Source organism: Leisingera thetidis, assembly GCF_025857195.1.
GTDB lineage: Bacteria > Pseudomonadota > Alphaproteobacteria > Rhodobacterales > Rhodobacteraceae > Leisingera > Leisingera thetidis.
On record NZ_CP109787.1, the window covers coordinates 1,862,124 to 1,876,918 of the forward strand.

The window sequence follows — 14,795 nt, forward strand, 5'->3', positions numbered from 1 at the left end:
TTCTCTTTTACCTGGGGCCGGGGCGTCGTTTACTGCTGGACCACGTCAACCACATCATAGCCCGCGGTGAACCCGTTCAGAGACAGTTTCATCTGCACCACCTGCTCAGGCGCCGGGGCGGGCCGCAGTGACAGCACGGCCTCCTTGCCCTTCTTGAGGGCATCAATATCGCCTTGGGTCAGGCCGATCTGCGCCACGCAGCCCAGCTGGTTGCAGAAGGAATAATTGTATCGTTTCGCCGGGGCGCCATCGATCGAAATGGTCAGAGCGGCGGGCAGCAGGGTTTCCAGCGGTACAATCACGGTGGCGCCGGCAACGGCCTGGCCGCCCTGCTGTTCGATCCGGAACAGCGAAACCTCGGCGATCGGATTGCCCTGCGGGCCGGCCAGCACCTGCAGCAGCGAACAGGGGTCGGATTCGCTCTCGGTCTTGACACAGGCCAAATCCCAGTCGCCGTGCTTTTCCTTGGAATAGCGGGCGCCAAGCTGCGGGCCGTCACTGACAGGCTGTCCCAGATCCAGCAGCTGGTCTGCGGTCGTTTCCGGTTGTTCTGCCTGCTCTGCGGTTTCCGCCCCGTCGGTGTCTTCCGCAGTCGTTTCCTGCGCCGCCAGCGGCATGGTCATGGCCAGCACCGCGGCAAGCGTGATCGGGGTCAGGGACTTCAACATGAATGCCTCGTTTTTCTAAAGACGCTGCTGCAGCGTTTAGCACGCCGTCCGGGCAGTGTCAGGTCAATAACAAATGATCTGAGGGGAAAACCGCGCAAAACCATTCAAAGCCGGAAGCTTCTGTAACAGAACAAAAAAGGGAACCCGATGGCCCCCTTTTTCGTGTTTGCGTCTCCCCGTCGGACTGGCCGACTTAGTTATTGCGTAGGACGTTACGAAAGGGCTGGCGGCCGGTCAACATGCAAGTTCAAAAAAATGCCAGGCGGCCCGGATTTGGTGGAAATTGCCGGTTGACCGGCACTCCGTCGGCCGCGGGTGCCTGAATAACAGGCAGTTGCGGCCGAAAAAGAAGGCCGTGCACGAGGCACGGCCAGTCTGACAGGGAGGAAATGTCCGCCACGGCAACCGCATGTGCAGGGGCGGGCAACATTGACTATCGCATGCACAAGTTAACATTGTATTGTTCCCCAGGCGGAAAAGAACAGGCGGGGAGCAGGCATGGCGGACAGCATCTTTCTTGGCGGCGGCGGTGAGGAATACGGCACGCCCCAGGGACTTAGACTCAATTATGCCAATCGGCACGGGCTGATCGCGGGGGCGACCGGAACCGGCAAGACCGTGACGCTGCAGATCCTGGCCGAGGGTTTTTCCAATGCCGGCGTGCCGGTGATACTGGCAGACGTGAAAGGCGATCTTTCGGGGTTGGCCAAGCCCGGTTCCGGGACTCACAAATTGCACGATGCCTTCAGTTCGCGGGCGCACAAGATCGGCTTTGCGGATTACCGCTATCATGCCTGCCCGGTCACGTTCTGGGATCTCTATGGCGAGCAGGGCCATCCCGTGCGCACCACCGTTGCCGAGATGGGCCCCTTGCTGCTGTCCCGGCTGCTGGAGCTGAGCGAGGCTCAGGAGGGGATCCTCAACATTGCCTTCCGGCTGGCCGACGAGGAAGCGCTGCCGCTTCTGGACCTCAAGGACCTGCAGGCCCTGCTGGTCTGGATCGGCGAGAACCGCGCCCAGCTGTCGCTGCGCTACGGCAACGTCTCACCCGCGTCGATCGGCGCCATCCAGCGCCGTCTGCTGGTGCTGGAGAACCAAGGCGGAGCTGGTCTGTTCGGAGAACCCGCGCTGGCGCTCAGCGATCTGATGCGCTGTGACGCTGCAGGCAAGGGCATGGTCAATATCCTGGCGGCGGACAAGCTGATGGCCGCACCGGGACTCTATTCGACTTTCCTCTTGTGGCTGCTCAGCGAGCTGTTCGAGGAACTGCCCGAGGTGGGCGATCCGGACAAGCCGCGGCTGGTGTTCTTCTTTGACGAGGCGCATTTGCTATTCGAAGACGCGCCCAAGGCGCTGGTCGACAAGGTCGAGCAGGTGGCCCGGCTGATCCGCTCCAAAGGGGTAGGGATCTATTTCATCACCCAGAACCCGGCGGATGTGCCGGAGGATATCCTGGGTCAGCTCGGCAACCGCATCCAGCACGCGCTGCGCGCCTTTACGGCCAAGGACCGCAAGAATCTGAAACTGGCCGCGGAGACCTACCGCGAAAACCCGCGGTTCCCGACCGAAGAGGCCATCCGGGAAGTTGGCGTCGGCGAGGCGGTCACCTCCATGCTGCAGAAAAAGGGCGTGCCGGGCGTGGTGGAGCGCACCCTGATCCGTCCGCCGAGTTCTCAGCTGGGGCCAATCACGGCGGCAGAACGGTCTGCCATGCTGAAGGCCTCTGACATGGCGGGCAAATACGACAAGCCGCTGGACCGGCGTTCGGCTTATGAGATCCTGGGGCAGCGGGCCCTGGCTGCGGCACAGCAGGCTGAAGCTGCCGAAACAGAGGCGGAGCAGGCGCCGCAGCCGATGGCGCGGGAATTCAACGCCGCGCGCCGGTACTCCGGGGCACGGGTCAGCCGGTCGACCTCAAAGGCCCACCGTCAAAGGGATAGTTTCACTTCCGCAATGTCCGAGGCGGTTATCAAGGAACTGAAAGGCACCACCGGCCGCCGTATCGTCCGCGGCATTCTTGGCAGCCTGTTCAAGGGGCGCTGATCCAATTAGGACGGCGGCCGCCAATGCTCAGCCGCCGTTTTTCTGGCGCAGGCCTTCGTTCCTGCAGATGGCATCAGCCTGCTCGACGCTCATGCTGTCCGGGCGCAGAATGGAGCGGTCCCACAAGACCCGGTCTTTCGTGTACAGCTGACAGACGACAACCCCTGCGCTGGTTTGGATCTGCACCGGCTCGGTTTCGTAATTTTCCGGGCTGACACAACCGCCCAGCGCTGTCGCAAAACCTGCGAAAATCAGAATCTTGTGGTTGATTACCATAGCTGTCTCACCTCAATCTGTTACTTTCCGGCTATCACATAGGTGGAAATAAGTCATTAAAGACCGTGGGTTCCGCGCGTGCCCCCGCGCATTCCCCCCTATGCCCTCCCGAAAAAACTGCCGCTCAGAATTTTCCGAGCGGCAGGCTTTCGTTTCAGTTTTTTGGCTGCTTGCGCGCTAGCATATGCATCACTTCTCCGGAATCAGCCCGCGCGGGCTGAATCTCAGCACCAGCAGAAGGATCAGCCCCATGGTGAACAAACGCATGTGCGAGGCACTTTCCAGCAAGTGGGATTTCAGTGGGCTGCCTTCGGCCATGCCGGAGGTGACAACCTCCATCAGCAGAATGCCCATCGGCTCCACCTTGATCCAGAAGAACCAGATCAGCATGCCGCCCAGAACCGCGCCGAAGTTGTTGCCGGAACCGCCCACGATCACCATCACCCAGATGAGGAAGGTAAAGCGCAGCGGGTTGTAAGTGCCCGGCGTCAGCTGGCTGTCCAGCGTGGTCATCATGGCCCCGGCAATGCCGCAGATCGCAGAGCCCAGCACGAAGATCTGCAAATGGCGGCGGGTGACATCCTTGCCCATGGCTTCGGCGGCGACCTCATTGTCGCGGATCGCGCGCATCATCCGGCCCCAGGGGCTTTTCAACGCCATCTGCGCCATCCACAAAATCACCAGCAGCACCGCGGCGAACATCACCGCATAGCCCGCCTTTACATAAACGGTCGAGGCGGTGACCGGGTCCATGCCCCAGCTGGCAGCGCGCTCCACAAAGGACAGATCGTTTTGCAGATCCACCTCATAGGGCAGCGGACGGGGCAGGCCGACCACGTTCTTCACGCCGCGCGACAGCCAGTCCTCGTTCTTGAGCACCGCGATGATGATCTCTGCAATCCCCAGCGTGGCAATTGCCAGATAGTCCGAGCGCAGGCCCAGAGCCGTCTTGCCGATCAGCCAGGCAGCTCCAGCCGCCAGCAGACCGCCCGCGGGCCAGGCCAGCAGCACCGGCAGGTCGAGGCCGCCGATATTGCCTTGCAGCGCCGGGTTGATCGCCTCGACGCGGCCCACTGCCGGGTCGAAAATGGCCCGGTAAACGAAAAAGCCCGAGGCCATAACAGCCAGCAGCACCAGCGTTCTTGCTTTCCCCGCGGGCATGTTCCTGGTGATCATCACCGCAGCCACAACCGTCAGCGCGCCCAGAACCAGCGCCATCAGGATGCCGATCCCGCCCGAGGACCAGGCCTCGGGGATCACCGGAGTCGAGGTCAGCACCACGGCCAGCCCGCCAAGCGCGGTAAAGCCCATGATGCCGACGTTGAACAGGCCGGCAAAGCCCCACTGTATATTCACGCCGATCGCCATGATGGCCGAGATCAGCCCCATGTTCAGGATCACCAGCGCCGAGTTCCAGGAGCCGGAGAAGAACAGGAAATCCGTGGCACCTTCCAGCAGGATCAGCACGCCGACAAAGACAAAGAGAAGGGAATGTTTCATGGTGTCGCTCATACCGCTTTCCCTTTGAAGAGGCCGGTGGGCTTGAACAGGAGGACGACAACCAGGATCGCAAAGGAAACCGCGAACTTGTAGTCGGTGCTGAGGAGCTGAACCAGCCCGTCGGGGGCCAGGCTGTCGGGCAGCCCGTAGGTCAGTACTTTTTTCCAGGCATAGGTGATTGTCACCTCGGAGAAGGCGATGATGAACCCGCCGGCAATCGCGCCCAGCGGATTGCCGAGACCGCCGACGATGGCCGAGGCGAAGATCGGCAGCAGAAGCTGGAAATAGGTGAAGGGTTTGAATGACTTGTCGAGGCCGTAAAGCACCCCGGCAATGGTCGCCAGCGCCGCGACGATCATCCAGGTGTACATCACCACCCGTTCCGGATTGATGCCCGAGAGCAGCGCCAGATCCTCGTTGTCCGAATAGGCGCGCATCGACTTGCCGGTGCGGGTCTTGTTGAGGAACCAGAACAGCAGCGCCACCACGATCACCGCGGTGATCACCGTCAGCGCCTCGGTGGTCTTGATGGCCAGGCCTTCCTGCAGCCCGGTCAGTTCCTTGAAGGTCCGCGCCGAAATCACGAAACGTTCGCCATCGGTAAAACGCTGATCGCCGGGACCGATGATGAAACGCACGATGCCGTTCATGATGAACATCACCCCGAGCGAAACCATGACGAAGATCACCGGCTTCGCCTTTTGCTGCCGGTAAAACCTATAGACGGTCCGGTCAGTGAACAGCGCGAGGCCGATGGTGCCCAGAATGCCAAACGGCAGCGCCAGCAGCGCCGTCGGCAGCGGGCCTGCACTCAGACCCATCGCCTGGAACCACCAGGTGAAGAGGATCGTCACCATCGCGCCGAACGCCATGGTGTCGCCATGGGCAAAGTTCGAGAACCGCAGGATCCCGTAGATCAGCGTCACCCCCAGCGCGCCAAGCGCCAGCTGGCTGCCATAGGCCAGCCCGGGGACAACAACATAGTTGGTAAGCGCCACAAGGGCGTTGAGAAGATCCATTAGAACACCTTTTCGCAAGGTCCAGTGAACACGCGCCTTGCTTGCTCGTATTCCGTGTATCGTCGAGGCTGGGTCCAGAGCGTCGCCGAAAACTCATTTTCTTTGTTTGTTGTCAAAAACAAGGATCGGTGAGATGCTTCGTCTTCACTACGCGCCGTAAGCATTTTCTGCGGGGACTTGATTGTCCATTCGGCTCCAGACACGTCGATCTTGTCCAGTACTTGGCCAGCTTCGGAAACGTGCTCGACGGCGAAAATTCCAAAATTTGTTTCAACTTTTTGCGGCGGTTGCCCCGAAAATTCCAAGCTGAGGCTCTCGTTTGCACATACAGTTTCGGCTGTACAAACTTCTTTGAGCAGACAGGGCTCGGCTGAAACACCAGAAGACAGCGCGAGGTATATTGGTATAGCGATCTTCATACCTCACCCCCCCAAGAACGACTTGCGCACTTCGGGATCGGCCAGCAGCTCCTTGCCGGTGCCGGTATAGGCATTGCGCCCCTGCACCAGAACATAGCCTTTGTCCGCGATCTCAAGCGCTTGCTTGGCGTTCTGCTCCACCATCAGGATCGGCAGCCCGGTGCGGGCGACCTCGATGATGCGGTCGAACAGCTCATCCATCACGATAGGGGAAACACCTGCGGTGGGTTCGTCCAGCATCAGAACCTTGGGCTTGGTCATCAGCGCGCGGCCCACGGCCACTTGCTGGCGCTGACCGCCGGACAGCTCGCCTGCCGGCTGGTTGCGCTTTTCCTTCAGGATCGGGAACAGGTGATAGACCTGCTCCATCGTGTCCGCAAAATCATCGGTGCGGATGAAGGCGCCCATCTCCAGGTTTTCCTCCACCGTCATCGAGGTGAAGATATTGCTGGTCTGCGGCACAAACCCCATGCCCTTGACAACCCGGTCCTGCGGGCTGAGCGCGGTGATATCCTCACCGCCGAGCCGCACCGATCCGGAGCGCACGTTCAGCATCCCGAACACCGCCTTCATGGCGGTGGACTTGCCGGCCCCGTTCGGGCCGACGATCACGGCGATTTCGCCGGGGTTCACGGCGATGGTGCAGTCATGCAGGATATCCGGCCCCTTGCCGTACCCGCCTGTCATGCCGTCGCCAATCAAAAAGGGTTCAGACATCAAAGGCCTCCCTTGTTCATCTGGCTGAAAATATCCCGGGGGTTCGGGGGCTGGCCCTCAACGCTCACCGTGCCGCTCATCCTGCGGTTTCCAGCTTGTCTTTGTTCTTCAGGCCGGTGCCCAGATAGGCTTCGATCACCTGCTCATTCGCCTTGATCTCATCCAGGGTGCCTTCGGCCAGCTTCTTGCCCTCGGCCATGCAGATCACCGGGTCGCACAGGCGGTCGATGAATTCCATGTCGTGCTCGATCACCACAAAGGTATAGCCGCGCTCTTCATTCAGGCGCTTGATGGCATCGGCAATGGTGTAAAGCAGGGTGCGGTTCACGCCGGCGCCGACCTCGTCCAGAAAGACGATCTTGGCGTCCACCATCATGGTGCGGCCCAGTTCCAGCAGCTTTTTCTGGCCGCCCGAGATCTCGCCCGCCTTCAGATCGGCGATATGGCTGATGGTCAGGAATTCCAGCACCTCATCCGCCTTGGCGCGCAGCGCGCGTTCCTCTTCGGCGATCCGCTTGCGGCCGAACCAGGTGTTCCACAGCGACTCGCCCGATTGCGCGCCCGGCACCATCATCAGGTTTTCCCGGCAGGTCATCGAGGAGAACTCATGCGCGATCTGGAAGGTGCGCAGCAGCCCCTTGTGGAACAGCTGGTGCGGGGGCAGGCCGGTGATATCTTCGCCGTCCATGGTGACACGGCCGGAGGTCGGCGGCAGAACACCCGCGATTACATTGAACAAAGTGGTCTTGCCGGCGCCGTTCGGGCCGATCAAACCGGTTATGGAGCCCTTAGCGATTTCCAGCGAAGCGCCGTCCACCGCTTGGAACCCGCCGAAGTGCTTATGCAAGTCCTCGACGACGATCATGTCATTTCATCCCCTGCCGCAGTTTTGCGGCGTTTTTAAATTTGGAACAGCCCGGGCGGAACCCGGGCTGATCTTTCGCGTGTCTTTTCAGTTTCTTATCAGCGGAACTTGACGGTTTCGATTTTTCCGCCCTGAACTTCGACTTCACGGTAGGAGCCAGCGCTCTCACCGGGGCCGATCAGCTCAACGCCGGTCGCGCCCTGATAGTCGATCTCACCGCCGGCGGCGAGAATTTCCAGTGCCTTGCCCAGCTCGCCGGGGTTGATCGGCTCGCCGGGGGCATTGGCAACGTCAAGGATCTTGCCCATGTAATCTGCCGCGTCAGTGGAGTTGGCAGCCTGCATGGCCAGCAGGAACAACGCAGCTGCGTCATAGGATTCCGGGGCATAGGCCGACGTGCCGTCAAAGCCCGCTTCCTTGGCCATTTCAGCGAAGATCTTGGACCCTTCGCTGTCCGATCCCGCAATCTGGCCAAACGAGCCATCAAGGTCCGGGCCGACGTTTGCGGGCAGGGAGTCGCCAATCATGCCGTCAGGCAGCCCGAATTTGTCAAAGGCACCGCTGTCGAGCGCGCCTTGAATGATGCCCAGACCGCCCTGATCCAAATAGCCGGCCACGACCAGAACGTCGCCGCCAGCCGAGGCCAGGGACCCGACTTCGGCGGAATAGTCGCCTTTGCCGTCTTCGTGGGCCGCAACGATTGTGACTGTGCCGCCGGAGGCTTCAAACGCGGATTGAATGGAATCCGCAAGGCCCTTGCCATAGTCGTTGTTGGTATAGGTCAAGGCGATCGAGGACACGCCGCGCTCGTTCAGGACGTCGGCCATGATCTGGCCTTGGCGCGCATCAGACGGGGTCGTGCGGAAGAACAGGCCGTTGTCTTCCATCGTGCTCAGCCCGGGCGAGCTGGCCGACGGCGAAATCATCACCATGCCGTTCGGAATAGCCACATTCTGCAGAACTGCGCCTGTCACCCCCGAGCAGTCACCGCCGACAATGCCGTTCACGCCTTCAGAAATGATCTTCTCAGCGTTTGCCACAGCCAGACCGTTGTCGACGCAGCCGTTGTCGGCACGCACGGAGGTGACTGTTGCGCTGTCCAGCAGCTTGCCGGACTTGGTGACTTCTTCCATGGCCAGTTCCGCGCCGCTGGCCATTGCAGGCGTCAGCGATTCAATCGGGCCGGTGAATCCGAACAGAATTCCCAGTTTCACTTCCTTGGCGTGGCCGCCGGCATATGCGGTGCCAGCCGTCAGCGCAGCGGCCGCGGTGGCCATCAGCAGTTTCTTCATTTGAAAACTCCCATTGTTGGAACAAAAATGTTCACATCGGACCCTAGGCAAGCCGGTTGAAAAAGGAAAGTCCTATTGAACCGGAACAGTTTTCCTAAGGCCGCTTGGTCCAGGCTGCGCGTCTTCAGGATCCCCGGATGCAGCGCCGGCGCGGATTTACCGTGGAATCAGCAGAAGGAAAAGACCTCCATGTTGCAGTTTATCCGCCGTCTGGCAGCCGCCGTGACTCTCCTGCCGGTTTTCTCGCCTGCGCTGGCTGAAAATCTCGCAACCAGCCAGGGAGAGCTTAGCCTGACCCGTGTGGCGGGAGGGTTCGATGTGCCCTGGGCGTTTGGCTTCCTGCCGGATGGCGGTGTGCTGGTGACCGAGCGTGGCGGGCACCTGTTTCATGTCCGCGGCGGACAAAAGAAACGGGTCAGCGGCACCCCTGAGGTGGCCGCCGAAGGGCAGGGCGGGCTGCTCGATGTGATGGTGCCGCGGGACTTTGCCCAAAGCCGGGAAGTGTTTCTCACCTATGCAAAACGCCAGGGGCGCGGGGCGGGCACGGCGCTGGCCGCCGGGCAGCTCAACCCGGACAACACCAGGCTGGTCAATGTCAGGGTGTTGTTCGAAGCCGCCCCCGGCGCGCGGGGCGGCCGGCATTTCGGCGCCCGCGTGGTCGAGGCGCGGGACGGCACCCTGTTTCTCTCGCTGGGCGAGCGCGGCGACCGCCCCAGCGCGCAGGACCTGCGGCTGCATCAGGGATCAGTGGTGCGGATCAACCGTGATGGCACGGTCCCTGCCAGCAATCCGTTCATCGGCACGCAGGGCGCCCAGCCGGAGATCTGGTCCTACGGGCACCGCAATCCGCAAGGCATGGCGCTGGATCTGCAAGGCAACCTCTGGGTCGCAGAACACGGCGCCAAAGGCGGCGATGAGGTCAACCGGGTCCGCAAGGGCGCCAATTACGGCTGGCCGGTGATCTCCTACGGGCGCCATTACTCCGGCGCCCGGATCGGCGAGGGCTCCGCGAAACCTGGCATGGAACAGCCGGAGTGGTACTGGGACCCCTCCATCGCACCGTCCGGCATGATGATCTACTCCGGCAGGATGTGGCCTGCGTGGCGTGGCGATATTTTTGTGGGCTCGCTCAAGTTCGACTACATTTCCCGCCTGTCCGGAACCGCTCTCAAGGAGGTGGAGCAATTGCGCAGCGGCGAGACCGGCCGCATCCGCGACGTGCAGGAGGCACCGGACGGCAGCATTTGGTTTGCTTCGGAAACAGAGGGCGCAATATTCCGGCTGGCCCGGTAGAACGCTCCCTTCAGGCCTTGTAGGTGGCCGCCTTGCTGCCGCGTTCGCGGTAGGGCGTCGTGTCGTAATGCGCCCGGTAGCATTTGGAGAAATGCGACGGCGAGGCAAAGCCGCAGGCCAAGGCCACGTTGATCACGCTCATGTCGGTCTGCATCAGCAGGTTGCGCGCCTTCTGCAGCCGCAGTTCCATGTAATAGCGCTTGGGCGAGCGGTTCAGGTAGCGCCGGAACAGGCGCTCCAGCTGGCGGGTCGACATGCCGACGTCCTGCGCCAGCACCGACGGGCTGATCGGTTCCTCGATATTGGCCTCCATCATCTGGATCACCATCGACAGCTTGGGATGGCGCACCCCGATGCGGGTCGGGATTGACAGCCGCTGGGTGTCCTGGTCGGTGCGGATCGAGGAATAGATCAGCTGATCCGCCACCGCATTGGCCAGCTCCTCGCCGTGGTCATTGGCAATCAGCTTGAGCATCAGGTCGATCGAGGAGGTGCCGCCGGCGGTGGACACCCGGTTGCCGTCGATCACGAACACCGATTTGGTCAGGTCGACCTCGTCGAACTCCTCGGCAAAGCTGTCGGCGTTTTCCCAGTGGATTGTGGCGCGCTTGCCGTCCAGCAGCCCGGCCTTGGCCAGTGTATAGGACGCGGTGCACAGCCCGCCCACGGTCAGCCCCTTGCGGGCCTCGCGGCGCAGCCAGGCCAAAAGCTTCTTGGTGGTGGCCTCCTGCACGTCGATGCCGGAGCACAGCATCACCACGTCATCGCGGCGCAGCTCGACCAGGTCGTCGTCCAGATGGAAGGTGGTGCCGGCAGAGCAGGTTACGTTTTCGCCGCCTTCGCCGATCAGGGTCCAGGAATACGTGTCCGCGCCGTTCATCCGGTTGGCGATCCGCAGGCATTCGACAGCCGATGCAAAAGACAGCATCGTGAACTTGTCGAGCAGCACGAATACGAACCTCTTCGGCTGGCCGGCGTCTACTCCAGAATCAGCAGGCTTGCGTGTGGTCTGCATGGCGCGCGTCCTTCAAGAAACAAGTCGGGCCGCGGCAGCACGCTCCGCGGCAGGTCCGGAAACCGTGCTCACAGCTTGGAGCCGGGGTCAAGAGCACGCAATTCTAAACTGGCCACCCCGGTGCGGATTTTGTATAGAGAGCACCCATTATACCTAAAAGCCCCCTTGAGCGGAGTTAAAGTCATGAGCGAATGGCAAAAATCGGACTGGCGCCAGAAGCCGCGGGTTCAAATGCCGGACTACACCGATGCAGCAGCGCTGAATGCTGTCGAGGCTCAGCTTTCCAAGTATCCTCCGCTGGTTTTTGCCGGCGAGGCGCGCCGTCTCAAGCAGCATTTGGGCGCTGCGGGGCGCGGCGAAGCTTTCCTGCTGCAAGGCGGTGATTGTGCCGAAAGCTTTGACCAGTTCAGCGCCGATGGCATCCGCGACACCTTCAAGGTGATGCTGCAGATGGCAATGGTGCTGACCTACGGCGCCAAGGTGCCGGTGGTGAAGCTGGGCCGCATGGCCGGCCAATTCGCCAAACCGCGCAGCGCACCGACTGAAACCCTGGATGGCGTGGAGCTGCCCAGCTACCGCGGTGACATCATCAACGAGCTGGCCTTCACCGCGGAGGCCCGCATCCCGAATCCGCAGAAAATGCTGCAGGCCTACACCCAGGCGGCGGCCACAGTGAACCTGCTGCGGGCGTTTTCGACCGGCGGCTTTGCCGACATGAGCCGGGTTCATGCCTGGACACTTGGCTTCACCGATGAACAGGAAGTTCAGAAGTACAGCGAGATTGCCAACCGCATTCAGGATTCCATCGATTTCATGAGTGCGGCGGGAATCACCGCCGAAACCACTCATGAATTCTCCACCGTGGAATTCTACACCAGTCACGAAGGCTTGCTGCTGGAGTACGAAGAGGCGCTGACACGGCTCGATTCAACCTCCGGCAAATGGCTTGCCGGCTCCGGCCACATGATCTGGATCGGCGACCGCACCCGCCAGCCCGACGGCGCCCACGTGGAATTCTGCCGCGGCGTGCTGAACCCGATCGGCCTGAAATGCGGCCCGACGACCACAGCCGAGGATCTGAAGGTGCTGATGTCGCGGCTGAATCCGGACAACGAACAGGGCAAGCTGACCCTGATCGCCCGCTTCGGCGCCGGCAAGGCGGGCGAGCATCTGCCGCGGCTGATCCAGGCCGTGAAGGAAGAGGGTGCCAATGTCACCTGGGTCTGCGATCCGATGCATGGCAACACCATCAAGTCCTCCACCGGCTACAAGACCCGCCCCTTCGACAGCGTGCTGCGCGAGGTGCGCGACTTCTTCGGCGTCCACAAGGCCGAGGGCACCGTCCCCGGCGGCGTGCATTTCGAGATGACAGGCCAGGATGTGACCGAATGCACCGGCGGTGTGCGCGCGGTGACTGACGAGGACCTGAGCGACCGCTACCACACCGCCTGCGACCCGCGCCTGAACGCAAGCCAGTCGCTGGAACTGGCCTTCCTCGTGGCGGAGGAACTGTCCGCTCTTCGTGCGGCTCAATCCGCCCGCGAGGCTGGCTGACGCCGGGAAGGGCCGCAGGTTCGCGGCCTGCCGTTTCTTCAAACAGAAAAAAGGCGCCCCGGGGTTTCTCCCTCGGGGCGCAGTCAATTCAAGTGCTATGACCTTGTACTTGAAAAGATAATTTCCCGCCGCGGGCGGCCTGGCGCGGATGGCGCTCAGTCGCGGCTGACCACCAGGCGCAAATGCGCAGCGCCTTTGGGCTTGGCCGGTGCGGCCCCGGATGCCTCTGCCGTTGCCGCGGGTCTGCCCGCCCGGCTGCGCTCCAGCAGCGCTTTGGCTTCTTCGATCAGGGAGCGCTCCGGCTGGAACCGCGCCTGGGTTTCGGCAAAGCCCGGGTTGGGATGGTTCACGTCGCGGCGCTCGTCCTTGGCGGCGGGGCGCGGCTTGGCCTTGAAGCCGGCGGAACCGGGCGCCTTACCGACGGCGCGCATCTCAATCGAGGAGATCGAAAACCGCTGCGAGGTGGAGGAGGCGGTGCTTTCATCCGCCACCAGCACTCCCAGGACCCGGCTGATATCCCCCAGATCACTGCGCAGCGGCAGCAGGAGCATTCTCGCCTCGCGCGGCGTGCGCTGGCGCGGGGCCTCGATTTGCAGCTCCAGCTCCACAATGGCGGGTGTTTCGAACATGTGCTCCATCGCTGCGCTCAGCTGCTTGCGCGCCTCGGTGGTGAAGAACGCCGTCACCGGCATGCCGCGCACTTCCATTCCGGCCATCTCATTGATCAGCGACCCTGCCAGCCGGAAGCGGGCGATGCCCGGTGCGATCCGTTCGAGAATGAAAGTGTTGCTCAGGATGTTCTCCAGGCCGCGAGGATCGATTTGCGAGCGGCTCGGCACATCGTCGCCGCGGCGCAGCGCCGTCCAGTAGGCCTCCGCCTGGCGCAGCGGCGACCGCGTCCCGCCTTTGCGGAAATGGTTCATGGAAACAACTTTGTCTTGACCCGTCGTCGCTTCAGTTCCGCTGCGGCTGCCAAACATCATCTCATTATCCCCTGCAATGCCGGATATCCCGTCCGTCCTGTGCAGCTCCTTGCTGCATTAAGACTTAGGGCCGGATTGGTTACCCTGAAGTTAAGATGACACAATCTAATTCAAATTTGGACTACTTCTTTAAGCAATGGTTAACGCGATGGGCGGGCCGCGTTTATGCGATTGCGCTTGCACCCTATACTTTCGAGACAGTAGAGCTGATCAATCACCAGAGATAAGAGGGCATCCCGCATGACCATCCGCAGCATGACCGCCTTTGCCTCAGCGCAGGGCAGCTCCGAACAGCACAGCTGGAGCTGGGAGCTCCGCTCGGTCAATGCTAAGGGCCTGGATCTTCGCTTAAGGGTGCCGGACTGGCTGGAAGGCCTTGAAAACCATACCCGTTCGGCGCTGGCCAAGGCGCTGGCGCGGGGCAATGTCTCGCTCACCCTGCGGATTTCCCGCATCGAAGACAGTGCCGGACAGGTGCAGATCAACGGTGCCGTGCTGCAATCGGTGATCAAGGCCCTGGGCGAGGCGCAGTCGGTCGCCAGGCAGAACCGGGTCGACATCCGCCCGGCCTCCGCTGCTGAGGTCCTCGGCTTCAAGGGGGTGCTGGAACAGTCCGCAGGCGACGACGATCCGGCGCCGCTGGTCAAGGCACTGAGCAAGGAACTGGAAACCCTTGTGGCGGAATTCGTGCAGATGCGCGAGGCCGAGGGCGCTGCGCTTGCCCAAATCCTTAACGCCCAGCTGAAGCAGGTGGCGGCGCTGACCGCCCAGGCCGGGCAGCGTGCCGAAGAGCGCAGGGAGAAGATGGCGGAGACGTTCAAGGCCAATCTGGCCCGGGTGCTGGACAATGCCGATGGCGCCGATCCGGACCGGGTGGCACAAGAACTGGCGCTGATCGCCGTGAAGGCCGATGTGACCGAGGAGTTGGACCGGCTTGGCGCCCATGTCACCGCGGCCCGCGACCTGCTGGCCAAGGGCGGGGCGGTAGGGCGCAAGCTCGACTTCCTGATGCAGGAATTCAACCGCGAGGCCAACACGCTCTGTTCAAAAGCCCAGCACAGCGCCTTGACGGCGGTGGGGCTTGAGCTGAAAACCGTGATCGACCAGATGCGCGAGCAGGTGCAGAACATAGAATAAGAAAAGGAGTGCCA

The 14,795-nt window shown here is 61.9% G+C and carries 14 protein-coding genes; 4 read left to right on the forward strand and 10 right to left on the reverse strand.

What is annotated here, in order from left to right; translation table 11 throughout:
• Nucleotides 1–29: 29 nt before the first annotated feature.
• Complete coding sequence (locus OKQ63_RS08875; RefSeq protein ID WP_264213564.1) at nt 30–668, reverse strand: invasion associated locus B family protein; 639 nt, start codon at nt 666–668, stop codon at nt 30–32.
• 498 nt (nt 669–1,166) lie between these two features.
• On the opposite strand from OKQ63_RS08875, the gene OKQ63_RS08880 reads away from it, so the two are divergent.
• Nucleotides 1,167–2,711, forward strand: coding sequence for a helicase HerA-like domain-containing protein (locus OKQ63_RS08880; RefSeq protein ID WP_264213565.1), 1,545 nt, complete (start codon nt 1,167–1,169; stop codon nt 2,709–2,711).
• Nucleotides 2,712–2,738: 27 nt separating this feature from the next.
• On the opposite strand, the gene OKQ63_RS08885 is transcribed toward OKQ63_RS08880, so the two are convergent.
• From OKQ63_RS08885 to OKQ63_RS08915, 7 genes are all read right to left on the reverse strand, one after another.
• Nucleotides 2,739–2,987, reverse strand: a complete 249-nt coding sequence (locus OKQ63_RS08885) for a hypothetical protein (protein ID WP_264213566.1) — start codon at nt 2,985–2,987, stop codon at nt 2,739–2,741.
• Between the two features lie 189 nt (nt 2,988–3,176).
• The gene (locus OKQ63_RS08890) at nt 3,177–4,499 is read right to left on the reverse strand and encodes a branched-chain amino acid ABC transporter permease (protein ID WP_264213567.1); all 1,323 of its coding nucleotides are present in this window, start codon (nt 4,497–4,499) and stop codon (nt 3,177–3,179) included.
• A complete protein-coding gene (locus tag OKQ63_RS08895; protein WP_264213568.1) occupies nt 4,496–5,506 on the reverse strand; it encodes a branched-chain amino acid ABC transporter permease in 1,011 nt (336 codons plus the stop codon). Before OKQ63_RS08895 ends, OKQ63_RS08890 begins: the two co-directional genes overlap by 4 nt.
• A complete protein-coding gene (locus tag OKQ63_RS08900) occupies nt 5,506–5,925 on the reverse strand; it encodes a hypothetical protein (protein ID WP_264213569.1) in 420 nt (139 codons plus the stop codon). The genes OKQ63_RS08895 and OKQ63_RS08900 overlap by 1 nt, the downstream gene beginning before the upstream one ends.
• Nucleotides 5,926–5,928: 3 nt before the next feature.
• Nucleotides 5,929–6,642, reverse strand: a complete 714-nt coding sequence (locus tag OKQ63_RS08905) for an ABC transporter ATP-binding protein (RefSeq protein WP_264213570.1) — start codon at nt 6,640–6,642, stop codon at nt 5,929–5,931.
• Nucleotides 6,643–6,718: 76 nt separating this feature from the next.
• Nucleotides 6,719–7,507 (reverse strand): ABC transporter ATP-binding protein, encoded by a 789-nt coding sequence (locus OKQ63_RS08910; RefSeq protein ID WP_264213571.1) that lies wholly within the window; start codon nt 7,505–7,507, stop codon nt 6,719–6,721.
• A gap of 98 nt (nt 7,508–7,605) precedes the next feature.
• Nucleotides 7,606–8,799 (reverse strand): ABC transporter substrate-binding protein, encoded by a 1,194-nt coding sequence (locus tag OKQ63_RS08915; protein WP_264213572.1) that lies wholly within the window; start codon nt 8,797–8,799, stop codon nt 7,606–7,608.
• Nucleotides 8,800–8,988: 189 nt separating this feature from the next.
• Here OKQ63_RS08915 and OKQ63_RS08920 point away from each other — a divergent pair, with 189 nt between their 5' ends.
• On the forward strand, nt 8,989–10,092 hold the full coding sequence (locus OKQ63_RS08920) for a PQQ-dependent sugar dehydrogenase (protein WP_264213573.1): 1,104 nt from the start codon (nt 8,989–8,991) through the stop codon (nt 10,090–10,092).
• Nucleotides 10,093–10,102: 10 nt separating this feature from the next.
• Here the strand turns inward: OKQ63_RS08920 and OKQ63_RS08925 are convergent, their stop codons facing one another.
• Nucleotides 10,103–11,107 (reverse strand): GlxA family transcriptional regulator, encoded by a 1,005-nt coding sequence (locus OKQ63_RS08925; RefSeq protein WP_264213574.1) that lies wholly within the window; start codon nt 11,105–11,107, stop codon nt 10,103–10,105.
• A 183-nt stretch (nt 11,108–11,290) separates the two neighbouring features.
• Here OKQ63_RS08925 and OKQ63_RS08930 point away from each other — a divergent pair, with 183 nt between their 5' ends.
• Nucleotides 11,291–12,661: a class II 3-deoxy-7-phosphoheptulonate synthase gene (locus OKQ63_RS08930; RefSeq protein ID WP_264213575.1), complete on the forward strand. Its 1,371-nt coding sequence runs from the start codon at nt 11,291–11,293 to the stop codon at nt 12,659–12,661.
• Nucleotides 12,662–12,816: 155 nt separating this feature from the next.
• Here the strand turns inward: OKQ63_RS08930 and OKQ63_RS08935 are convergent, their stop codons facing one another.
• Nucleotides 12,817–13,644 (reverse strand): PAS domain-containing protein, encoded by an 828-nt coding sequence (locus OKQ63_RS08935; protein ID WP_264213576.1) that lies wholly within the window; start codon nt 13,642–13,644, stop codon nt 12,817–12,819.
• A gap of 240 nt (nt 13,645–13,884) precedes the next feature.
• Between OKQ63_RS08935 and OKQ63_RS08940 the strand changes: the two genes are divergently transcribed.
• On the forward strand, nt 13,885–14,781 hold the full coding sequence (locus OKQ63_RS08940) for a YicC/YloC family endoribonuclease (protein ID WP_264213577.1): 897 nt from the start codon (nt 13,885–13,887) through the stop codon (nt 14,779–14,781).
• Nucleotides 14,782–14,795 lie beyond the last annotated feature (14 nt).